Genomic DNA, 21,334 nt, shown 5'->3' with positions numbered 1-21,334 from the left:
ATGGCCGACCTGCAGCACTTCGGGTACTTCTTCTCACGCGGGTTCGGCCCGCAGGCGTGGGGGCGGTCCGACTGGGACTGGGGTCACGACTGGACCAAGCCGGACCTGTACCAGCAGTCCGTGCGCGCGCTGGAGCAGGCGGGGATGGACCTGGTCATCGCCGAGGACGCGATCTCCCTCGGCAACCCCTCGACCCTCGACCTGCGGATCCGCCAGGCGTACGGCGGTCCGAAGCACGACCCGCTCCTGCTCGCGCCGTACCTGTTCGCCGCGACCTCGCACATCGGGATCGCACCGACCGTGAACGCGGGGATCACCCCGCCGTACCTGGCCGCACGGCAGTTCGCCACGCTCGCGCACCTGTCGTCGGAGCGCTTCGGCATCAACGTCGTGACGGACGTCGGCAGCGCCAGGCACGCGGGGCTGCCGCCGCTTCCCCACGACCAGGCCTACGACCGGGCCGAGGAGTGGATCACCCTGCTGCGGCGCCTCTGGCACTCGTGGGGTGACGCGTACATCGGCAACAGCCAGGACTGGAGTTTCGCCGACGGCGACGCCCTCGACGCGTTCCACCACGAGGGCGCGTACTTCACGGCGGACGGCCCGCTGAACGCGCTGCCGCTCGAGACCGACCCGGTCGTCGTCTCCCCCGGCGGGTCCGGACGTGGCCTGGGGTTCGCCGGCACGCACTCGGACGTGCAGCTCGCACTGGCACCGCTGTCGGCGGCGGCGGTGCGGGACTACCGCGCTCGTGTCGTCGCCGCCGCCCTCGACGCCGGTCGGACGGCCGACGACCTGCGGATCCTGTTCGTCCTCAAGCCCGAGATCACCGTCTCGACGGACGAGGCGGACCGGATCGTCTCGGCATCGAGGCACCCCTCCGACGACGACCTCCGCACCGCGGTGATCGCGTGGTCGAGCGACTCGGAGACCGATCTACTCGCGCTCGACCTCGACGCGCCCGTCCCCGCCGGCACCTTCGGGGACCACGTCTCCGCGGGCACGATCCGCGGTTTGCTCGGGGACACGCCGGACGCACCGCTGCGGGAGCTCCTGACGAGGAAGGCCAGGAAGGGGCGGGTGTCCTCACGCTCCGGGTTCGTGGGCACCGCTGGCGAGTTCGCGGACTTCATCGAGGAGCTCGGCGCGGACGCGGACAACGACGGGATCATCTTCTCGGGCGACCTGCACCCGGCGCAGGTGTACCGGATGTTCGGGGACCTGGTTCCGGTGCTGCGGCAGCGGGGGCTGCTCCGGCGCGAGTACGGCTCGGGCGGGCTGCGGGCGAACCTGTTCGACTTCTAGGCCGCTCGCAGCCAGGCCGCTTGCAGCTAGGCCACTTGCTGCGCGTCTGGCTGCGTGTTGCTGCGTCGGCGCGTCAGTGACGGACGGGTTCGACGACGGCGGACTCCTCGACCTCGCGGACGTCGTCGGCCGTGCGCAGGATCTCCTCCCGCGGGGACGCCGAGTTGATCGCCCAGTAGTAGACGATGACCGAGAACACGGCGACCACGACGATGTCGATCCAGAGCGGGAACACCGGGTGCGTGAGCGGCCCGAAGTCGCTCAGGAACACGATGAGCCCCATGCCGACCAGGTAGGGCAGCAGCCACTGCGCCGCCTTCCAGTCCCACCGCGGCCGGACGCTGGTCTGGCCGCGGAACACGTTGTTCGCGATGATCACGACGGCGCCGATCAGGATGGCGACACCGAGCTTCCAGTCGGTGTCCCACCCCGTCCACAGGATGATGAGGTTCGCGACGACGAACGCCAGCGGCGAGAGCACCGCGGCCGCGGGCATCCGGTACGGGCGCTCCACCTCGGGGATGCGCTTCCGGAACGCGCCGAGGGCGAGCGGGGCACCGGCGTACATGAGCACCGACGCACTCGTGATGAGGCTGACGAGGCCCTGCCACGACGGGAACGGGGCGAAGCACGCGCACCCGACGACGAACGCCGTGATGAGCCCGACCCACGGGACGCCCGCCTTCGTCGTCCACTCGAACGCCTTCGGGAAGTACCCGTTGCGGCTGAGGCCGTAGGAGATGCGCGACGTCGCCGTGACGTAGATCAGCCCGGTGCCCGCCGGCGAGATGATCGCGTCGATGAAGATGACGACCGCCAGCCAGGTCAGACCGGCCGCCATCGCGATGTCGGCGAACGGCCCCGTGTACTTCGTGAAGTCCGCCGTCGCCCACGAGCCCTGGATCGCGTCCGAGCGCAGGACGCCGAGGAACACGACCTGCAGCAGCAGGTAGATGACCAGGCCGATCACGACGGAACCGATGACGGCGCGGGGGATGTCGCGCTTCGGGTTCTTCGCCTCGCCGGCGAGCTGGTCCGCCTGCTCGAAGCCGAGGAACGCGAAGATGATGCCCGACGTGGACACCGCCGCGAGGACGCCCTTCGCGCCCTGCGGCATGAAGCCGTCGGCTGCGGTGAAGTTCGAGCCGTGGAAGCCGCTGAACGCCAGCACGATGATGACCAGCAGGGGGATGGCGACCTTCCACCACGTCGCCGCCGAGTTCGTGTTCGCGAGGATCTTCACGCTCAGCAGGTTGATCACCGTGACGACCGCCATGAGCAGCACCGCCACCGCGATGCCCCCACCGGTGAGCAGCTGCTGGGTCTCGCCGTCCACGGTCGTCGTGTGCAACCAGGGGTGGGCGAACTGCCAGTGCTGCGCGTACTTGATCATCGCCTCGACCTCGATCGGGGCGACCGTGACCGACTGCAGCCAGGAGAACCACCCGAACGAGGCCCCGGCGACGCCACCGAACGCGATGTGCGGGAACCGGGCGGTGCCGCCGGCGATGGGGAACATGCCCCCGAGCTCGGCGTGCACCAGCGCGAGCACGAGGATCGCGACGCCGCCGATCAGCCACGAGATGATCGCGGCGGGTCCGGCGGTCTTCAGGGCCTCCTGCGACCCGAACAGCCACCCGGACCCGATGATCGAGCCGGTCGAGGCCCAGATCAGTCCGATGAAGCCGACGTTCCGCTTGAGTCCGGAATCCGGAAGCGTCGGTGCGCTCGTCGTTGCCACGGGGTGCTCCTGTCGAGTCGGTCGCGACCCCGTTCGGGGGTCGTGACCGACTCTGGCACCGTGCGGCGACTTCGGAAGGATTGTTCACACGACTGAAACATCAGTCCTGTATAACCCTTCAGACTACTTCTTGGACTTCTTCTTCGTGCCGTCGTCCTGCTTCTTCGACGACTTCTTCTTCTTCTTGTCGTCCGTCTTCTTCTTCGACGACTTCTTCTTGTCGTCGTCCTTCTTGGCGGACTTCTTCTTCTTCGACGACTTCTCCTCGTCGTCCTGCTTCTTCGACGACTTCTTCGTCGTGGTGCCGGCCTCGTCCGCAGGTGCCTCGCGCACCTCGGGCGCCTCGGGCACGGGCGGCACGGCTGGGACGGTCGGCACGACGGGCTCGCTCGGCTCGAGTCCGTCGACCGGCTCGACGACCACCGCGGACCCGGTGTCCTCGAGCACGTCCACGGGCTGCTCGGTCAGCTCGGACGCGAGCGCGTCCTCGACCCGCTCCACGGTGAGCTCGGCGGCGTCCTCGGCGAGGCGCACGAGGGCCTGCGCGGCACGGAGGCGCGTGGTGCTCTTGCGGGCCAGCACGTCGGCACGAGCGCCCTCGAGGAAGGTGCGGAGCGACCGCTCGACCGCCGAACGGCCTCGGGGTGCCGAGCGGTCCAGCCGGTCGATCTCGCCCGCGACGCCGGCGACGTCGTCCTCGACGTGCTCGTGTCGCACGGACTCGATGAGTGCGGCGACGGTGGCTGCGGCGCGCTCGACGGCGGCGCTGCGCTGGTCGAGCACGACGAGCATCTCGAACGTGGAGCCGTACGACACGGTCTCCAGGCGGACGGGCTCGGCGCCACGGCCGCGGACGACCAGTCGGGCATCGGGGGTGGGAAGCCAGGCCGTCAGCGCGGCGACGGTGGCGACCGACGCCACGATCCGCTCGTACTCGGCCAGGCCGACTCGTTCCTGCTCTCGCAGCCGGACTCGGATCGCGATCTCCTGCACAGCGGGACCTTCCACTCGGGTTCGGGTGCGGGTGTCTTCCCGCGCCTGCCCCGGAGCGTAGTCCTCGAGCGTGCACGAACAGCGAACGCCCCGTCGGTGTCCTTCGACACCGACGGGGCGTTCGGTCCTGATCGCTCAGGCCACGTGTGACAGCAGCTGCGCCGCTCGGCGATGGTGGAGATGGGGGGAATCGAACCCCCGTCCATCGCTGCAATTCGACGTCTTCTACGGGCGTATCCGGATGATTCGTTCTGCTCGGCCCCGTCCTTTGCTACCGGCTTCTAGGACGACGGGCCCAGTCTCAGTGCAAGTCCCGCACGGCCCTGAGGCGCAACCGTGCAGCAAGTCCTCTGGATGACGCCGGAACTCAGGTTAGAAGACGATCACCTGGCCGACGGACTTCATGTGCTGGGCTGCTTACGCAGCGAGAGCGAAGTCAGTGCGCTTGGAATTGGCACTTGTTGTTTTCCACGGATCGTTGACGAGATGACCGTGGATCCTCGGCCCGCTTCCCGTCGGCACACAGGCAATGTCGAAACCGATCATCCCCGTACGGGCCGAGCAGCGAGCCGCTGTCACACTGTGGAGTTGTTGCGCCTGTTTCCGCAGGCAGCTGTTCAGTCTACCGAGGATCGGCTGACACCGCTACTCGCCGACGCGGTTCCGCGTCCGCATGGCCCGCTCGGCCTCGCGCTTGTCGGTCTTCTCGCGCATCGCCTGGCGCTTGTCGAACTCGCGCTTGCCCTTGGCCACCGCGATCTCGACCTTGGCGCGGCCGTCGTGGAAGTAGATCTGCAGGGGCACCAGCGTGTAGCCGCCCTGTGCCGTCTTGTGCGAGATCTTCACGATCTCCTGCTTGTGCAGGAGCAGCTTGCGCTTGCGCCGCGGGGCGTGGTTGTTCCACGTGCCCTCGGTGTACTCGGGGATGTGCACGGCGTCGAGCCAGGCTTCTCCCCCGTCCACGAAGGCGTAGCCGTCGACGAGCGACGCACGGCCTTCCCGCAGGGACTTGACCTCGGTGCCCGAGAGCACCATGCCGGCCTCGTACGTGGACTCGATCAGGTAGTCGTGGCGCGCTCGACGGTTCGTCGCCACGATCTTCTCGCCGCGTTCCTTCGCCATGCGCGTCTCCTCTCGACCCTTCGCTGCGGGTGCGCAGCCCCACAGTCTATCGGACGATCAGACCTTGAGGTAGCGGCGGATGGCGATCGACGCCGACACCGCCGCCAGGACCACCCCGATGACGATCACCGCCGGCACGACCACGGCCGCGTCGCTCATCCCGATGAACGCCACACCGCTGAACCGCTTGGTCAGGTAGTTGCGGACGAAGAACCACACGACCGCGGTGATCGCACCGCCGGCCAGCACGGCACCGATCGCCGCTGCGATGACGCCCTCGAGCACGAACGGCGTCTGGATGAACCGGTTCGACGCCCCCACCAGACGCATGATCCCGAGCTCCCGTCTCCGCGAGAACGCGGACAGGCGGATCGTCGTGGCGATGAGCAGCACGGCGGCGATGAGCATGAGCGCCGCGATGCCGATGGCCGTGTAGGACGACGCGTTCAACAGGTTGAAGATCGGTTGGAGGTACCCGCGTTGGTCCATGACGCTCTGGACGCCGGCGACCTTCGACAGGCTCTCCTGCAGCACGTCCGCCTGCGACGGGTTCTTCAGGTTCACCCAGAAGGTCTCGTTGAGGTACTCGGGCTTGACGAACTCCGTGGTGGGCGCGTCCTTGAACTGCTGCTTGAAGCGGACGTACGCCTGCTGCTGGTCCTGGAAGTACGTCTTCTCGATGTACGGCGCCAGCGTCGGGCCCTTGAGCTGCTCCTCGACCTGCTTGCGCTGGTCATCGGTGGCCTTCGCCCCGGTGCAGTTGCCGGTGGTGTCGGTGTCGGTGCACAGGTAGACGGCGACCTGGGCGCGGTCGTACCAGTACCCCTTCATCTGGTTGATCTGCATCTGCAGCAGGATCGCGGTGCCGACGAAGGTCAGCGAGATGAAGGTGACCAGGACGACCGAGACGACCATCGAGGCGTTGCGGCGGAGGCCGGAACCGACCTCGCCCATGACGAGTCCGAGCCTCATCGGATGAGCCCCGGGATGGTCTGGATGCCGGTGGTGTTCGAGACGCCGGCCGGGTGCTGGATCGGGAGCGCCTGGGTCTGGTAGCCGCCGGACTGCTCGTCGCGGAGGACCACGCCCCCGGACAGCTCGATCACCCGTCGCTGCATCTGGTTCACGATGCTCGCGTCGTGGGTCGCCATCAGCACGGTGGTGCCTCCCTGGTTGATGCGTTCGAGGAGCGCCATGATCCCGGCCGAGGTCGTCGGGTCGAGGTTGCCGGTGGGCTCGTCCGCCAGGAGCACCGACGGCTTGTTCACCACGGCACGGGCGATCGCCACGCGCTGCTGCTCACCACCGGAGAGCTCGTGCGGCATGCGGTTCGCCTTGCCGTTGAGCCCGACGAGCTTGAGCACGTCGGTCACGGCCTCGCTGATGAAGCCCTTGCTCTTGCCGATCACCTGCAACGAGAACGCGACGTTGTCGAACACGTTCTTGTTCGGCAGCAGGCGGAAGTCCTGGAAGACCACGCCGAGGTTCCGGCGGAAGTACGGGACCTTCCTCGAGGAGAGCGCGCCGAGGCGCTGACCGAGCACGTGGATCTGCCCGCGCGAGGGCTTCTCCTCCTTGAGCACGAGGCGCAGGAAGCTCGACTTCCCGGAGCCGGACGCACCGACGAGGAAGACGAACTCGCCCTTGAGGATCTCGAGGGTGACGTTGTCGAGGGCGGGACTCGGGTTGCCCGAGTACAGCTTGGTGACCTGGTCGAATTTGATCATGACCGGATCAGGGTAGGTCGCCCGGCTCGGAATGGCTGCCAGGCGCGCGGCTCAGGACTCGACGGACTGCTTGCGCCAGCGGATGCCGGCGTTGATGAACCCGTCCAGGTCGCCGTCGAACACGGCTGAGGGGTTGTTCACCTCGTGCTCGGTCCGGAGATCCTTGACCATCTGGTACGGCGCCAGGACGTAGGAGCGGATCTGGTCGCCCCAGCTCGCCGTGATGTTCCCGGCGAGTTCCTTCTTCTTCGCGTTCTCCTCTTCCTTCTTCAGGAGCAGGAGTCGCGACTGGAGCACGCGCATGGCTGCCGCACGGTTCTGGATCTGCGACTTCTCGTTCTGCATCGACACCACGGTGCCGGTGGGGATGTGGGTGAGGCGCACCGCGGAGTCCGTCGTGTTGACGGACTGGCCGCCCGGGCCGGACGACCGGAAGACGTCGACGCGGATGTCGTTCTCGGGGATGTCGATGACGGCGGTCTCCGGCATCAGCGGGATGACCTCCACCGCGGCGAAGGACGTCTGTCGCTTGCCCGCGGCACCGAACGGCGACATCCGGACCAGGCGGTGCGTGCCGGCCTCCACCGACAGGGTGCCGAACGCGTGCGGGGCGTCGACCTCGAACGTCGCGGACTTGATGCCCGCTTCCTCGGCGTAGGAGGTGTCCATCACGGTGGCCTTGAAGCCGTGCTGCTCGGCGTACCGCAGGTACATGCGCATGAGCATCTCGGCGAAGTCCGCGGCGTCGACGCCACCGGCCCCGGCGCGGATGGTGATGACCGCGGGGCGGTCGTCGTACTCGCCGTCGAGGAGCGTCTGGACCTCGAGCTCGCCCATCGTCTTCGTGATCGCCTTGAGCTCGGAGGCGGCCTCGTCGGCCGACTCCTGGTCGTCGCCCTCGTTCGCCATCTCGACGAGGACCTCGAGGTCGTCGATGCGCTGCTCGGTGTCGGTGATCTTCTTCAGCGCCGTCTGCCGGTGCGAGAGCGCGCTCGTCACCTGCTGCGCGTGGTCGACGTCGTCCCAGAGGTCCTGGGCCCCGGCCTGCTCGCTGAGGTCGGCGATCTCGCGCTGCAGGCGGTCGACGTCGACCACCGAGCGGATGTTGCCGAAGGTCTCTCGGAGGGCGGAGAGCTGCTCGGTGTAGTCCAGTTCGACCATGGTCACCGATCCTACCGGCGTGGCCAGGACACGGCCGACCGGGAGGCCCGGCGCGGCTCCGCCTCGCACGTCACGACGGCGGGCGGCCGGCAGGCCCACCGCGGTGGACCGTCATCCGGCGCGCGAGATGCTCACCCAGGCGACCTGCACGTCACCCGCAGCGTCCCGCGGCGGCTTCTGCGGGGACACGGTCGCCGCCTGCAGGACGAGGTGCAGCGGCTTCTTCGGGATGTTCTGCGTCGTGGAGCTCACGACCAGGCCGTCGACGAGGAAGGTGAGCTTCGTGGGCGTCCACTCGATCGAGTAGGTGTGCCAGGCGGAGAACGTCGTGCCGAGGTCCCGGTGCAGGCAGTTCGCGGCCGGGTTGCCCGGGCAGTGGTTCGAGAGCGTGACGTTGCCGTCGAGGGCGCCCTCGGGGAAGTCGACCTCCCCGTCCTCCCACGTGTTCGTGTCGGACCAGAGCAGCCCGGCGAGCCCGTACCCCTTGACCGGGTCGGCGCGGAGCCGGATGTCGTACCGGCCGCTGGTCTGTCCGCCCCACCGACCGTCGACGAGCGGGATGAACGCGGCGCCGGTGGGCTGCCCCGCGGCGTCGGTGTGCATGTGCATGTCGAGCGTCCCGTCGGCCACCGACATGGCGGACTGTCGGTACATGCCCGCACCGCTCGTGTCGTTGAACCCGTCGTAGGCGACGAAGCGGTCCCCGTAGGTCTTCATGAAGGCACCGGAGGCTGCCGGGGTCGTGAAGTCCTCACCGAAGGTGCGCGTCCACCCCGAGGCGGCGGCCGGCATGGCACCGCCGTCCTGCTGGTCGGACCCGGCACCGCTGTCCGGTGTCGTGGGGCGGGAGGGCACGGGTGCGGTCGTGGGCACGGTCGACGGTGCGGTCGTGGGCTCGGTCGACGGCGCGGGCGCCGGCAGTGCTGCCGGGATGGTCGCCTTCCGGCACGCGAGCTGCTTGTCGGCCCCGTTCCTGACGTTCACCGCGACGACACACACCGACTGCGTGCCGGTCTTCGTCGTCGCGAGCGAGGTCGCGAACCCGTGGGCGCCGGTGACGCGGTGGACCCGGTTCACGTCGCTCCGCGTGACGTCGGTGCGCACGGTCCCGATCCTGGTGCCGCCGACGGTGACGGTGACGTCGCTGGAGGCGGACGACGTGTCGGGGTCGAACGCCCACCCACTGACCGTCACCGTGCCCGGCGTCGCGGTGACGCTGTCGAACGCGCCGACCGGGGAGGGGTTCCCGATGGTGACCGTCCGGCACCCCAGCGAGACGTCCTTGCCGCGGGTCAGGCTGCGGGCCGTGACGCAGAGCGACTGCTTGCCGTACTTCGTGGTGACGAGGGAGCTGCTGTACCCGTGGTTCCCGCGCACGCCGAGACGGCGGTTCACGTCAGCGCGCGCCGCCGAGGCGGGCACGGTGCCGGCGACGCTGCCGCCGACGGTGACCCGGACGCTCGTCGACGTCGCCGACTTCGCCCGGTCGAGCGCCCAGCCGCGGACCGTGACCTTGCCCAGGCCGGCGCCGACGCCGTCGATCGAGCCCGTCGGCGTCGCACTCGCGGCCAGCACCGGGGACGCGCTGAGCGTCGCGGCGACGACCGCCGCGACGGTGACGACGACCGCGAGGCGTCGGCGTCGGCGCCCACGGGCGATGACCGTCCCGACGCCCGCTCGTCCCCGCTCCGCACCGGTGTTCGTCTGCATGTCCATGTGGTGATTCCCTGCCCCTGACCGACTGAAACGATCGGTACTGTACGGGCGCTCAAGTGCGCTCCGACAGCGTTTCGAACAGGTCAGCCCCGGACTGGGGACAGGTCTCCAGCGCGCGGCCAGCGACGGGCAGGACGCCAGAGAAGCCCTGGTCAGCCCCGAACTGGGGGCAGACGCCTAGCGACCGAGCAGCGGCGCGCGGGACGCCATCCCCGCCGCGCTCGCCCGCGCCACGGCGTCGGGCAGGGCCGCCAGGAAGGCGTCGACGTCCGCGTCGGTCGAGGTGTGCCCGAGCGTCACCCGGAGGGCACCGCGGGCCTCGTCCTCGGACAGGCCCATGGCGAGCAGCACGTGGGAGGCCTCGGGCACGCCGGCCTGGCACGCGGAGCCGGTCGAGACGGCGACCCCGGCGGCGTCGAGGAGGAACAGGAGCGAGTCGCCCTCGCACCCCGGGAAGGTGAAGTGGGCGTTGCCCGGCAGCCGGTCGACCGGGTCGCCGCGGAGCACGGCGGTGGGCACGGCCTCGAGGACACCGGCCACCAGCCGGTCGCGCAGGGCGCGGACGTCGGCGTGTGGTGTCGCAGCCGCGATGCCGAACGCGATCGCCGCTGGGGCGTCCTGCGTGCCGCTGCGGACCTGGCGCTGCTGTCCGCCGCCGTGGATGAGCGGTTCGACCGTGGCGCGGCGACCGAGGACCAACGCGCCGATGCCGACCGGTCCCCCGATCTTGTGGGCGGACACGCTCATGGCGTCGAGGCCCGAGGCACGGAACGACAGCGGCACCTGGCCGTAGGCAGCGACCGCGTCGGCGTGCACCGGGACGCCCGCCGCGTGGGCGAGCTCGACGATCCGGGTGACCGGCTGGATCGTGCCGACCTCGTTGTTCGCCCACAGGAACGTGACCAGGGCGACGTCCGTGGCGGCGGCGAGCCGGGCCTCCAGGCCGTCGAGGTCGAGGTGACCCTGCGCGTCCAGCGGGACCACGTCGACGACCGCGCCGTCGTGGCGTTCGAGCCAGTCGACCGTGTCGACGGTGGCGTGGTGCTCCCCGGCCGCGACGACGATGCGGGGCCGCGGGCGGTCGACCTGTCGTGCCCAGAAGAGGCCCTTCACGGCGAGGTTGACGCTCTCCGTGCCACCGGAGGTGAACACGACCTCGACGGGCTCGGCGTCGAGCGAGGCGGCGACGCGGGCGCGACCGTCCTCGAGCAGCATCTTGGCGCGCTGCCCGGCGCTGTGGATCGACGACGGGTTGCCGACCGTGGCGAGGGCGTCGGTGAAGGCGGCGAGCGCCTCGGGCAGGATCGGCGTCGTCGCTGCGTGGTCGAGGTAGACCGGCACTGGAGGACTCCCTTCGAGAGCGTTTTCAGGATACCTGCGTGTCCTCGTACCCTTGTCGGGTGCAGGAGATCGCGATCGACACCGTCCAGGGCCTCCACCTGGGTGAGGACGTCGCGCGTTTCGCGATGCGCTCGGCGACGGCGACGGCCGCCACCCTGGTGCTCGACCCCCGCCCTGACGGCTCGGTGGCGGAGCGACGGGTCGCGCTCACGCACGAGCCGGACTCCGACCAGTGGCACGCCGAGGTGGCGGACGTCCGCGTCGGTGACACCTACCACCTGCTCGTCGACGGCCCGGCCGACGGTCGACACGACTTCGACGGCGAGCGCCCCCTGCTCGACCCGTACGCCCGCGGCGTCGTCCGCGCTCCCGAGGGCGCGGCTGCCCGGTGGACGAGCGTGGTGGTCGACGACGCCTTCGACTGGGGCGACGTGCCGAAGCCGACGGTGCCGCTCGACCGGGTCGTCCTGTACGAGGCCAACGTCCGGACCCTCACGAGCGCGAACCCCGCCGTGCCGGAGCACCTCCGCGGGACCTTCGCCGGGGTGGCACACGAGAGCACCATCGCGCACCTGCAGCGGATCGGCGTGACCACGCTCGAGCTCCTGCCCGTGCACGCGTTCGACACCGAGCACTGGCTGCAGCAGGCCGAGCGGGAGAACGCCTGGGGCTACAACACGCTCGGGTTCTTCGCCCCGCACGCCGGGTACGCGTCGTCGTCCGCGCGGGAAGCGGGAGCGGACGGGGTGCTCCGCGAGTTCAAGGGCATGGTGCGGCTGCTGCACGAGGCCGGCATCCAGGTCGTGCTCGACGTCGTCTACAACCACACGGCGGAAGAGGGGCTCGGGGGTCCGACCTCCTCGCTCCGCGGGATCGACGGCGCGAACCGGTACCGCTTCGCCGAGGACGACACCTACTACGACACGACGGGCTGCGGGAACACGCTCGACACCTCGGTCGAGGCCACCGCCGACCTCGTCGTGGACAGCCTGCGGTACTGGGCGCGCGAGATGCAGGTCGACGGCTTCCGCTTCGACCTGATGGCCGCGCTCGCCCGCGACGCCGACCACGTCTTCGACCCGGCACACCCGCTGCTCGAGCGCATCCGGCAGCACCCGGACCTGCAGGACGTCCTGGTCATCGCCGAACCGTGGGACGTCGGCCCGGACGGCTGGCGTACCGGGGCGTTCGGTGCGGGGACGCTGGAGTGGAACGACGGCTTCCGCAACACGGTGCGGCAGTTCTGGCTGGCCGACGTCGGGCAGGAGCGTCGCAGTGGTGTCCCGGGGGCCGGGATCGGCGCGCTCGCGAACTCGCTGACGGGGTCGCGGAGCGTCTTCGACGTCACGCGCGGGCCGCTCGCCGGCGTGAACTTCGTCACCGCGCACGACGGCTTCACGCTGCACGACCTGGTGTCGTACGACGGCAAGCACAACGAGGCCAACGGCGAGGACAACCGCGACGGCTCGAACGACAACCGCTCGTTCAACCACGGCCACGAGGGCGCGACCGAGGACCGCGGCGTCCGGGCAGCCCGGGGGCGGTCGATGCGCAACCTGCTCGGCACGCTGTTCCTGTCCGCCGGCGTGCCGATGCTCACCGCCGGCGACGAGCGGAGCCGCACCCAGCACGGCAACAACAACGCGTACGTCGTCTCCGGCGACCTGACCCCGGTCGACTGGTCGGACGACGAGGACGCCGAGTCGATGACCGAGGCCGTGGCCGCGCTGACCCGGCTGCGTGCCGCGCACCCGGCGCTGCGCCCGTCGCGCTTCGGGGTCGAGGGCCAGGTGACGCCCTCTGCGTCGCGGATGACCTGGTACGGGCCCGACGGCGGTCCGATGACCGGCGAGTGGTGGGACCAGCCGATCCACCGCGCGCTGCAGTCCTTCATCGAGTCCACGCCGGAGCACGAGCCGTACGACCGGGTGCTCGTCGTGGTGCACGGCAGCGGGCGGACCCGGGACCTGACGCTCCCCGTGCGGGAGGACGTGCTGGCGTACCGGCTGGCCTGGTCGAGCGAGAAGCACCGCGACCACGACCGGCACCGTCCCGCCGGCACGGTGTTCACGGCGTACGGGCCGGGCATCCACGTGTTCGAGGTCGTCTGAGGGATCTGGGTCGGGCCGGGCGGCGAGCGCGGTCGGTCGGCGCGGTCGGCGGGCGCGGTCGGTCGGCGCGGTCGGCGGGCGCGGTCGGTCGGCGCGGTCGGCGGGCGCGGTCGGCGGGCGCGGTCGGCGGGTCCTCCACGGGGTGTCCGACGCGCCGATCCGTCCACAGGGACACGCGTTCCGGGGAACACGGAGGGCCGCGCCGGGTAGCGTCTGCTCCGTGGCCACCGCAGACCGACCCCGGCGTCCGAAGATCGGGCGCATCCCGATCACCGAACTCACCCCGAGGACGCCCAACGGCTTCCCCGGCAAGGCCTTCGACGGCGAGGTGATCACGTTCGGCGCGACCGTCTTCCGGGAAGGCCACGGCGTGATCGGCGCCGACGTCGTCCTGGAACGACCCGACGGCGGGACGAGGACCGTCCCGCTGCGTCTCGCCGCCGCCGGCACCGACCGCTACGAGGCGACCGTCCAGGTCGACCACGTCGGCGTCTGGACCTGGCACGTCGAGGCCTACTCCGACGACTGGGCCTCCTGGCTCCACGGCGCCCGGCTGAAGATCGCCGCCGGCGTCGACACCGAGGCCACGCTGCTCGACGGCGCCGTGCTGCTCGACCGGCTGGCAGAGGAGACCGACTCCCCCGCCGCCACCCGTGCCGCCGCCCGCATGCGCGACACCGAGCTCGACGCAGCCGAACGCCTCGCCGCGGTCGACGACCCGCGCATCCTGTCCGAGGTCGAGGAGTCGCCCGTCACCTCGCTCCGCACCGACTCCCCCGTGCAGCTGCTCGACGTCGAGCGCACCCGCGCCGGTGTCGGCGCCTGGTACGAGTTCTTCCCCCGCAGCGAAGGCGCCAAGCGGAACGCCGACGGCTCCTGGAAGAGCGGCGACTTCCGCACCGCCGCCCGGCGCCTGCCCGCCGTCGCCCGGATGGGCTTCGACGTGATCTACCTGCCGCCGATCCACCCGATCGGGCACACCGCCAGGAAGGGCCCGAACAACACGCTCGACGCCGGTCCGAACGACCCCGGCAGCCCCTGGGCGATCGGGTCGGCCGAGGGTGGCCACGACGCCATCCACCCGGACCTCGGCACCGAGGACGACTTCCGCGACTTCGTCGAGACGGCGAAGAACACGGGGATGGAAGTGGCGCTCGACTTCGCGCTGCAGTGCTCCCCCGACCACCCGTGGGTCACCGAGCACCCGGAGTGGTTCACCACCCGGGCCGACGGGTCCATCGCGACTGCGGAGAACCCGCCGAAGCGCTACCAGGACATCTACCCGATCCAGTTCGACTCCGACCCCGAGGGCCTGGTCGTCGAGGTCGAGCGGGTCCTGCGTCACTGGATCGCGTTCGGCATCCGGATCTTCCGCGTCGACAACCCGCACACCAAGCCGCTCTGGTTCTGGGAGCGCGTCATCCGTGAGATCCGCGACGAGCACCCCGACACGGTGTTCCTCGCCGAGGCCTTCACCCGCCCGGCGATGATGCGGGCCCTGGCCGAGGCCGGCTTCCAGCAGTCGTACTCGTACTTCACGTGGCGCAACACGAAGGACGAGATCGCCGACTACTTCGACGAGCTCGCCCACGAGACCTCGGACTACCTCCGTCCGAACCTGTTCGTGAACACGCCGGACATCCTCACCGAGTTCCTGCAGTTCGGCGGCCGCGCCGGGTACAAGATCCGCGCTGCCCTCGCCGCGACGGGCGCCCCGACGTGGGGCATGTACGCCGGCTACGAGCTCTTCGAGGACGTCGCACGCCCGGGCTCCGAGGAGAACATCGACAACGAGAAGTACGAGTACAAGCCCCGCGACTTCGCCCTCGCCGAGGCCGAGGGCGCGAGCCTGGCGCCGTACGTCACGATGCTGAACCGCTTCCGGCAGGCGCACCCCGCGCTCCGCCAGCTGCGGAACCTGCACGTGCACGACAGCGAGGACGACGCGATCGTCGTCTACTCGAAGCACCTCCCCGGGCAGTTCATCCGCTCGGGCCGCGCCGACACCGTGATCGTCGTCGCGAACGTCGACCCCCACTCCGCCCGTGAGACCACGGTGCACCTCGACCTCGCTGCACTCGGACTCGACCCCGAGCAGTCGTTCGACGTCCGCGACGTCGTCACGGGTGCGCGCTGGGTCTGGGGATCGTCGAACTACGTCCGCCTGGACGCATTCCAGGAGCCCGTGCACCTGCTCGTCGTGGAAGGACCCCACCGATGACCGACCCCCACACCCCCGAGCTGCCCGAGCCCCGCGACCGCGGCCAGGGGCCGAGCGTGCCCCCGGTCCAGCCGCCGCCCCCGCCAGCACGCCAGCAGCACCCGGCGAAACACGTCGACCCCGCTGCGGACGTCGACGCGCTCGACCCCGTCGACGCTGCGGACGCGGCCGGCCTGAGCGCCGGGTCCCCGGTCCCGAGCCGTCCGGTCCCCGCGCCGGTGCCGTCACGTGCTCCCCAGGCGACGCCGCGCACCGAACCGAGGACCTCGGCCCCCGGTGAGGACCTCCCCGGTGCACGTCTGCCGCGTCGCGAGGCCCCCGACCGTGACGTCCCCGAGTCGGCGACGCTCGCCGGTGGGCTGGAGACGACGCACCCCCGCCACGCCGACGCTGACGCCGAGGACACCACCCCGGCGACCACCGCGCAGGACGTGGCGGAGTCGGCGGCGGCCTCCGACCCGTCCGGCGCCACCAGCACCAGCACCACGACCGATGCGGCCTCCGCGCCGGTCGCGCCCCGACCCGCTCCCCTCGAGGAGTGGCTGCGCCAGCAGGTCGCCGAGGGCCGCTGGTCCCAGCCGCACGACGTGCTCGGCCCGCACCCGGTCGACGGCGGCACCAGCGTACGCGTCGTCCGTCACCTCGCCGAAGCCGTCCGCATCGTGCGCCCCGACGGGGACGACATCGAGCTGACCCACGAGGGCGACGGCCTGTGGTCCGGCGCCACGACCGGCGAGCTCGGCTGCTACCGCGTGGAGTCCGAGTACGTCGCGGACGACACCACGTGGACCAGCGACGACGCCTACCGGTTCCCGCCCACGCTCGGCGAACTCGACCTGCACCTGTTCGGTGAGGGCCGCGACGAGCAGCTCTGGAACCACCTCGGCGCCCACGTCACGACCGTCGACGGCGTCGACGGCGTCGCCTTCGCCGTCTGGGCACCGCGTGCCACCGCCGTCCGTGTGATCGGCGACTTCGAGGGCTGGGAGGGCCGCACCACCGCGATGCGCCGCCTGAACGACCTCGGCGTCTGGGAGCTGTTCTGGCCGGGTGCCCTCGACGGGCAGCGGTACAAGTTCCAGATCCTCACCGACGGCGGCTGGGTCGAGCGCGCCGACCCCTTCGCCCGTCGCGCCGAGGTCCCCCCGCTCACCGCGTCGGTCATCACGAGCTCCTCCTACGCCTGGTCCGACGGCGACCGGCAGTGGATGGCCGACCGCGCCGCCACGACCACGCACGACCGGCCCATGAGCGTCTACGAGGTCCACCTCGGCTCCTGGCGTCCGGGCCTGTCCTACCGCGACGTCGCCGACGAGCTCATCGGGCACGTGCAGCACCTCGGCTTCACGCACATCGAGTTCCTGCCGCTGTCCGAGCACCCGTTCGGTGGGTCGTGGGGGTACCAGGTCACCGGGTACTACGCCCCGACCTCCCGCTACGGCACGCCCGACGACCTCCGCTACCTGATCGACCGGCTGCACTCCGCCGGCATCGGCGTGATCATGGACTGGGTCCCCGGGCACTTCCCGAAGGACGAGTGGGCGCTGGCGAAGTTCGACGGCCACGCGCTGTTCGAGCACCCGGACCCCCGCCGCGGTGAACAGCTCGACTGGGGCACCTACGTGTTCGACTTCGGGCAGCCGCAGGTGAAGAACTTCCTGGTCGCGAACGCGCTGTACTGGATGGAGGAGTTCCACATCGACGGCCTCCGGGTGGACGCCGTCGCCTCGATCCTGTACCTCGACTACTCCCGCACCGAGTGGCTGCCGAACATCCACGGCGGACGCGAGAACCTCGAGGCGATCTCGTTCCTGCAGGAGACCAACGCCACCGCGTACAAGCGCTACCCGGGCATCGTCATGATCGCCGAGGAGAGCACCTCGTGGCCGGGCGTCACCCAGCCCACCAGCGCCGGCGGTCTCGGCTTCGGGCAGAAGTGGAACATGGGCTGGATGCACGACTCGCTCGAGTACGTGCAGCGCGACCCGGCCTACCGCTCGTACCACCACGACGAGCTGACGTTCTCGTTCGTGTACGCGTTCAGTGAGCAGTTCACGCTGCCGATCAGCCACGACGAGGTCGTGCACGGCAAGGGCTCCCTCTACGGCAAGATGCCCGGCGACGAGTGGCAGAAGCTCGCCAACGTGCGCGCCTACCTCGCGTTCATGTGGTCGCACCCCGGCAAGCAGCTGCTGTTCATGGGCCAGGAGTTCGCCCAGATCGGCGAGTGGTCCGAAGCCCGCGGGCTCGACTGGTGGCACCTCGACGACCCGGGCCACCGTGGCGTGCAGGACCTCGTCGCCGAGCTCAACAGCGTGTACAAGGACACCCCGGCGCTGTGGACGCACGACAGCACCGCCGAGGGCTTCGAGTGGCTCGAGGGCGGCGACGCTCCCCACGCCACGATCGGGTTCCTGCGCAAGGCCGGTGACGAGCGCCTCGCGGTGTTCGTGAACTTCTCCGGCGTGCCCGTCGAACGGCGGTTCGGACTGCCGACCGCTGGCGAGTGGCACGAGGTCCTCAACACCGACGCGGCGGAGTACGGCGGGTCCGGGGTGGGCAACCTCGGCGTCGTCACCGCCGAGGACGTCCCCTGGGCCGGTCGCCCGGCCTCGGCGAACCTCGTGGTGCCCCCGCTCGGTGCCGTCTGGCTGAAGCTCGCCCAGTAGTCCACCAGGGCAGCCGCGAACGCGCGGAGGAGGTCGGTGCCCCGACCCCCTCCGCGCGTTCGTCTGTGTGCCGCAGCGCGCCCTGCGGAGGTCGAGCGCAGCAGGTCGTCTCAGGCGCGGCGAGTCGGATCGCACGTGGGCAGCCCGGGCACCTGACCTCCGACGCGCGTTCTCACATCCCATCGCACGCGTCGTGGGTCCAACCGTCCACCGCAACGGACGGGAGGCTCGGTGCCAGCTGGCACCGAGCCTCCCGTCCGTCCCTGGCGCACACCGCTGGACGCCCCCGCGGGGTCAGTACAGCGCGCTCGCCAGGCGGCGTCGAGCCGCCACGACACGCGGGTCCTCCGCACCGATCAGCTCGAAGTACTCGACGAGCCGGACGCGGAGCGACTCACGCTCGTCGCCGAACACCGTCGGCACCAGGTCGAGCAGCCGCCCGAAGGCGTCCTCGACGTGCCCGCCGCTGATGTCGAGGTCGGCGACGGCGAGCTGTGCCTGGACGTCGTGCGGCCCGGCGCCCGCGGCAGCGCGGATGTCGTCGGCGGTGCGGCCGGCGAGCCGGTCGAGGAGCGACACCTGCGCCAGTCCCGCGACGGCCATCTGGTCGTGCGGGTCCTGCAGGATGGCGGTCTTGTACTCCTGGACGGCGGTGGCGTAGTCGCCCTGCTCGATGGCGTCGTACGCGGCCTGGTGGTGCGGCGGCAGCGGCTCCGGTTCGGGCTCGCCCTGCTCGACGGCCTCGGGGTCGACACCGGCGCCGTCGACGGTCACGCGCCCGGACACGCCGTTCTGCTCGGCGGCCTGGAGCACCTGCTCGAAGACGTCCCGGACCTCGGCCTCGGGCAACGCCCCGACGAACAGCCCCAGCGGGCGTCCGGCGATGACGGCGGCCACGGTCGGGATCGACTGCGCCTGGAAGGCCTGCACGAGCTGCGGGTTCGTGTCGGCGTCGACCTTGGCGAGCACGACACGGCCGTCGTACTCCGCGGTCAGCCGCTCGAGGATCGGCGAGAGCTGCTTGCACGGCCCGCACCACTCGGCCCAGATGTCCACGATCACGGGGACGACGGTCGAGAGCTGCAGGACGTCCTGGAAGCTCTGGTCGGTGACGTCGATGACCAGCGACGGGACGGTCAGGTCGCCGGCGGTCTCACTGCCGGGGACGCCGGCACCGGGGACGCCGGCACCGGGGGCACCGGCACCGGGGGCACCGGGGCCTGCTGCACCGGTCGGTTGTCCTGCCGGTCGCTGGGCACGCTCGACCAGGGACGACAGGTCGACGGCTCCGCGGAGTCCGGACGGGGTCGGGGGGACGTTCGTCATTGCACCTCACTCGCTGCGATCAGGCCCTGGGTGAACCCGAGCAGGACCATCTTGTCGTCCGACCCGACGGCCGGGACGGAGAAGAGCAGCTGGACGCCGTAGGTGGCGCTCACGCCCTTCTTGCTGGAGTCGACACCGGACAGGGCCTTCACGGCACCCTCGGTGTTGACGGACGCTCCGGAGGCCGTCGGCGTGACCTTCTCGATCTCGTCGAGGCTGACCGACACCAGCGCGCCGGCGCCGTTCGTCGCCAGGGCGATCGCACTGCCGTCCGGCGACTCGGACGAGTACTCGATCTTGGCGGTGTCGGGCAGGGCCTCGGACTTCTTGTCCTTGTAGTCCTTGCCGATCTTGGGCCGCAGGTCGTCGCCGTCGCTCTGGAACAGGTCGGCGTACTCGCTGTCGGCGTCCTTCGACAGGACGTCCCCGTAGGCCGTGGCGACCTGGTCGGGGGCGATCGTCAGGAGCGGGGAGTCCGACTTGAGCTGCGCGGTGCCGATCGACACAGGTGCGACGGAGGGCAGGGTGGCGTCGGCCTCGAGCGAGACGTCGTACATGACCTTGTAGTCGTCGCGTGCCGACTCCTGCACGAGGGTGAGCGCCTGCGGCGCCGTCTTCTGGTCGGAGGGGTCCGACGTCACGACGAACACCGTGCGGGGCCAGCTGTCGGTCTGCTGCGGGAGCGCGACCGAGACGTCGGCGGCCGAGATCGTCGGCGGGGCCTGGACGTCCTGGTCGGCGTCGCGGATCGTGTAGTTGGCCTTGCGGAGGTCGAGCGCGGGCCCGACGAACCGGGTGGCCGCGAGGTCAGCGTCCTTGTCGGTGTCCGCCTTCGACGCGACCTCGGCCACGCGCTGGACGACGCGGGTGATCTGCTGCCGGGTGGCGGCGGTCGGTTCGGCCTGCTCGGCCGTTCCCGTCGCCGAGGCACTCGGGGTCGGGGTCGCCGCGACGCCGCCCTGGGGCCAGTACTCCGACGAGCACCCGGCGAGCGACAGCGCACCGACCAGGACGACCGGCACCGCGATCAGCGACCGACGGCCCCGACGGGACCTGGCAGGCACCTGGGCACCGGCGGCGGCAGCGCGGCGCGAGGCACGGACGCGGGGAGGACGCGTCCCGCCACTGCGTCGGCGCGGCCCGCGGGACCGGCGCTGGTGCAGGAACGCCCAGACCAGCAGGACGATGCCGCCGAGCACGAAGACGCCGCCGGCGGTCATGAGCGGTCCGACGGAGGGGGTGGAGGTGTCGCGCGGCCAGGTGACCGAGACGTCCGACGGCGCTGCCGACGACCCCTCGCCGACGATGAGCACGGAGACGTCGTCGGGCAGCCGGACGGTGAACTGGCCGGCGTCCTCGTACTCCTGGTACCAGAGGTCGCTGCCCTTCGGGTCCGGCACGGTGGTGTCGCTGCCGGCGGTCCTGGCGACCAGTCGGGACTGGTCGGCGTCGTAGCGGAGGGTCCGGTGGCGGGCGTCGCCCACCCAGGCGTCGACGTCGGACGTCTTGCCGTAGGCGGCGAAGACCTTGCCGGAGCCGGACACGGTGATCCGCTGGTAGCCGGGGTTCGCGTTGAGCACGGACCCGGGGATGACGGTCACGGGGGCCTTGGTGGTCGAGGACGTCTGCGCGACGATCGAGGACGGCGGAGCGAAGACCGTCCGCTCGGCGACCCCCAGGCCGACGAGCAGCAGCCCGATCACGAAACTGACGATCGCCAGGACGAATCGCACGGAACTCTCTCCCTCCGCGCCGGGGTGGGGGGATCGGCGCGAATCAACGCCCCAGGGTACGCGAGAACCACTGGGAGGCGCATCCCGTCACGCTGTCCGCGAGCACAGCCCTGCTCATCGGGGCACCACTACAATCGGGGCGCGGGCGGCACCGGGCCGCCCGAGTGG

General features: G+C 70.8%; 14 protein-coding genes and 1 other RNA gene. 4 read left to right on the top strand and 11 right to left on the bottom strand.

The window, feature by feature from the left end:
* Positions 1-1,305, top strand: a complete 1,305-nt coding sequence (locus tag ITJ68_RS05480; RefSeq protein ID WP_194660308.1) for an LLM class flavin-dependent oxidoreductase — start codon at positions 1-3, stop codon at positions 1,303-1,305.
* Positions 1,306-1,378: 73 nt separating this feature from the next.
* Here the strand turns inward: ITJ68_RS05480 and ITJ68_RS05475 are convergent, their stop codons facing one another.
* The 9 genes from ITJ68_RS05475 to ITJ68_RS05435 all read right to left on the bottom strand — a co-directional run bounded on the left by ITJ68_RS05475 (position 1,379) and on the right by ITJ68_RS05435 (position 11,106).
* A complete protein-coding gene (locus ITJ68_RS05475; protein ID WP_323743229.1) occupies positions 1,379-3,046 on the bottom strand; it encodes an APC family permease in 1,668 nt (555 codons plus the stop codon).
* 123 nt (positions 3,047-3,169) lie between these two features.
* Entirely contained in the window at positions 3,170-4,039 is an 870-nt protein-coding gene (locus tag ITJ68_RS05470) for a hypothetical protein (RefSeq protein WP_194660307.1), read from the bottom strand.
* Positions 4,040-4,211: 172 nt separating this feature from the next.
* Positions 4,212-4,589: a transfer-messenger RNA gene (gene ssrA / locus ITJ68_RS05465) on the bottom strand.
* Between the two features lie 95 nt (positions 4,590-4,684).
* Complete coding sequence (smpB, locus tag ITJ68_RS05460; RefSeq protein WP_071271162.1) at positions 4,685-5,161, bottom strand: SsrA-binding protein SmpB; 477 nt, start codon at positions 5,159-5,161, stop codon at positions 4,685-4,687.
* Positions 5,162-5,218: 57 nt separating this feature from the next.
* Entirely contained in the window at positions 5,219-6,133 is a 915-nt protein-coding gene (gene ftsX / locus ITJ68_RS05455) for a permease-like cell division protein FtsX (protein WP_194660306.1), read from the bottom strand.
* A complete protein-coding gene (gene ftsE, locus ITJ68_RS05450; RefSeq protein ID WP_194660305.1) occupies positions 6,130-6,888 on the bottom strand; it encodes a cell division ATP-binding protein FtsE in 759 nt (252 codons plus the stop codon). Before ftsE ends, ftsX begins: the two co-directional genes overlap by 4 nt.
* A gap of 51 nt (positions 6,889-6,939) precedes the next feature.
* Positions 6,940-8,049, bottom strand: a complete 1,110-nt coding sequence (gene prfB / locus ITJ68_RS05445; protein ID WP_194660304.1) for a peptide chain release factor 2 — start codon at positions 8,047-8,049, stop codon at positions 6,940-6,942.
* Between the two features lie 111 nt (positions 8,050-8,160).
* On the bottom strand, positions 8,161-9,765 hold the full coding sequence (locus ITJ68_RS05440) for a glycoside hydrolase family 16 protein (protein WP_194660303.1): 1,605 nt from the start codon (positions 9,763-9,765) through the stop codon (positions 8,161-8,163).
* Between the two features lie 177 nt (positions 9,766-9,942).
* Positions 9,943-11,106 carry a cysteine desulfurase family protein gene (locus ITJ68_RS05435; RefSeq protein WP_194660302.1) on the bottom strand — a complete coding sequence of 388 codons (1,164 nt, stop codon included), beginning with the start codon at positions 11,104-11,106 and terminating at the stop codon, positions 9,943-9,945.
* A gap of 59 nt (positions 11,107-11,165) precedes the next feature.
* On the opposite strand from ITJ68_RS05435, the gene ITJ68_RS05430 reads away from it, so the two are divergent.
* From ITJ68_RS05430 to glgB, 3 genes are all read left to right on the top strand, one after another.
* Positions 11,166-13,217, top strand: coding sequence for a glycogen debranching protein (locus ITJ68_RS05430; protein WP_194660301.1), 2,052 nt, complete (start codon positions 11,166-11,168; stop codon positions 13,215-13,217).
* Positions 13,218-13,437: 220 nt separating this feature from the next.
* A complete protein-coding gene (locus ITJ68_RS05425) occupies positions 13,438-15,438 on the top strand; it encodes an alpha-1,4-glucan--maltose-1-phosphate maltosyltransferase (protein ID WP_268097520.1) in 2,001 nt (666 codons plus the stop codon).
* Positions 15,435-18,107, top strand: a complete 2,673-nt coding sequence (gene glgB, locus ITJ68_RS05420; RefSeq protein ID WP_228504815.1) for a 1,4-alpha-glucan branching protein GlgB — start codon at positions 15,435-15,437, stop codon at positions 18,105-18,107. The genes ITJ68_RS05425 and glgB overlap by 4 nt, the downstream gene beginning before the upstream one ends.
* Positions 18,108-18,401: 294 nt before the next feature.
* Here the strand turns inward: glgB and ITJ68_RS05415 are convergent, their stop codons facing one another.
* Positions 18,402-19,433 carry a tetratricopeptide repeat protein gene (locus tag ITJ68_RS05415; RefSeq protein ID WP_194660300.1) on the bottom strand — a complete coding sequence of 344 codons (1,032 nt, stop codon included), beginning with the start codon at positions 19,431-19,433 and terminating at the stop codon, positions 18,402-18,404.
* Entirely contained in the window at positions 19,430-21,166 is a 1,737-nt protein-coding gene (locus ITJ68_RS05410; protein ID WP_194660299.1) for a hypothetical protein, read from the bottom strand. Before ITJ68_RS05410 ends, ITJ68_RS05415 begins: the two co-directional genes overlap by 4 nt.
* Positions 21,167-21,334: the final 168 nt, after the last annotated feature.

Source organism: Curtobacterium sp. VKM Ac-1395, assembly GCF_015350975.1.
GTDB lineage: Bacteria > Actinomycetota > Actinomycetes > Actinomycetales > Microbacteriaceae > Curtobacterium.
Note: the sequence above shows the minus strand (reverse complement) of the source record. Positions and strands in the feature narration are given on the sequence as shown.

What these genes read in the sequence shown, in the direction of transcription:
- smpB (WP_071271162.1), bottom strand. Translation starts at nt 5,161, where the DNA reads ATGGCGAAGGAACGCGGCGAGAAGATCGTGGCGACGAACCGTCGAGCG.
- ftsX (WP_194660306.1), bottom strand. Translation starts at nt 6,133, where the DNA reads ATGAGGCTCGGACTCGTCATGGGCGAGGTCGGTTCCGGCCTCCGCCGC.
- prfB (WP_194660304.1), bottom strand. Translation starts at nt 8,049, where the DNA reads ATGGTCGAACTGGACTACACCGAGCAGCTCTCCGCCCTCCGAGAGACC.
- ITJ68_RS05415 (WP_194660300.1), bottom strand. Translation starts at nt 19,433, where the DNA reads ATGACGAACGTCCCCCCGACCCCGTCCGGACTCCGCGGAGCCGTCGAC.
- glgB (WP_228504815.1), top strand. Translation starts at nt 15,435, where the DNA reads ATGACCGACCCCCACACCCCCGAGCTGCCCGAGCCCCGCGACCGCGGC.
- ITJ68_RS05440 (WP_194660303.1), bottom strand. Translation starts at nt 9,765, where the DNA reads ATGGACATGCAGACGAACACCGGTGCGGAGCGGGGACGAGCGGGCGTC.
- ftsE (WP_194660305.1), bottom strand. Translation starts at nt 6,888, where the DNA reads ATGATCAAATTCGACCAGGTCACCAAGCTGTACTCGGGCAACCCGAGT.
- ITJ68_RS05480 (WP_194660308.1), top strand. Translation starts at nt 1, where the DNA reads ATGGCCGACCTGCAGCACTTCGGGTACTTCTTCTCACGCGGGTTCGGC.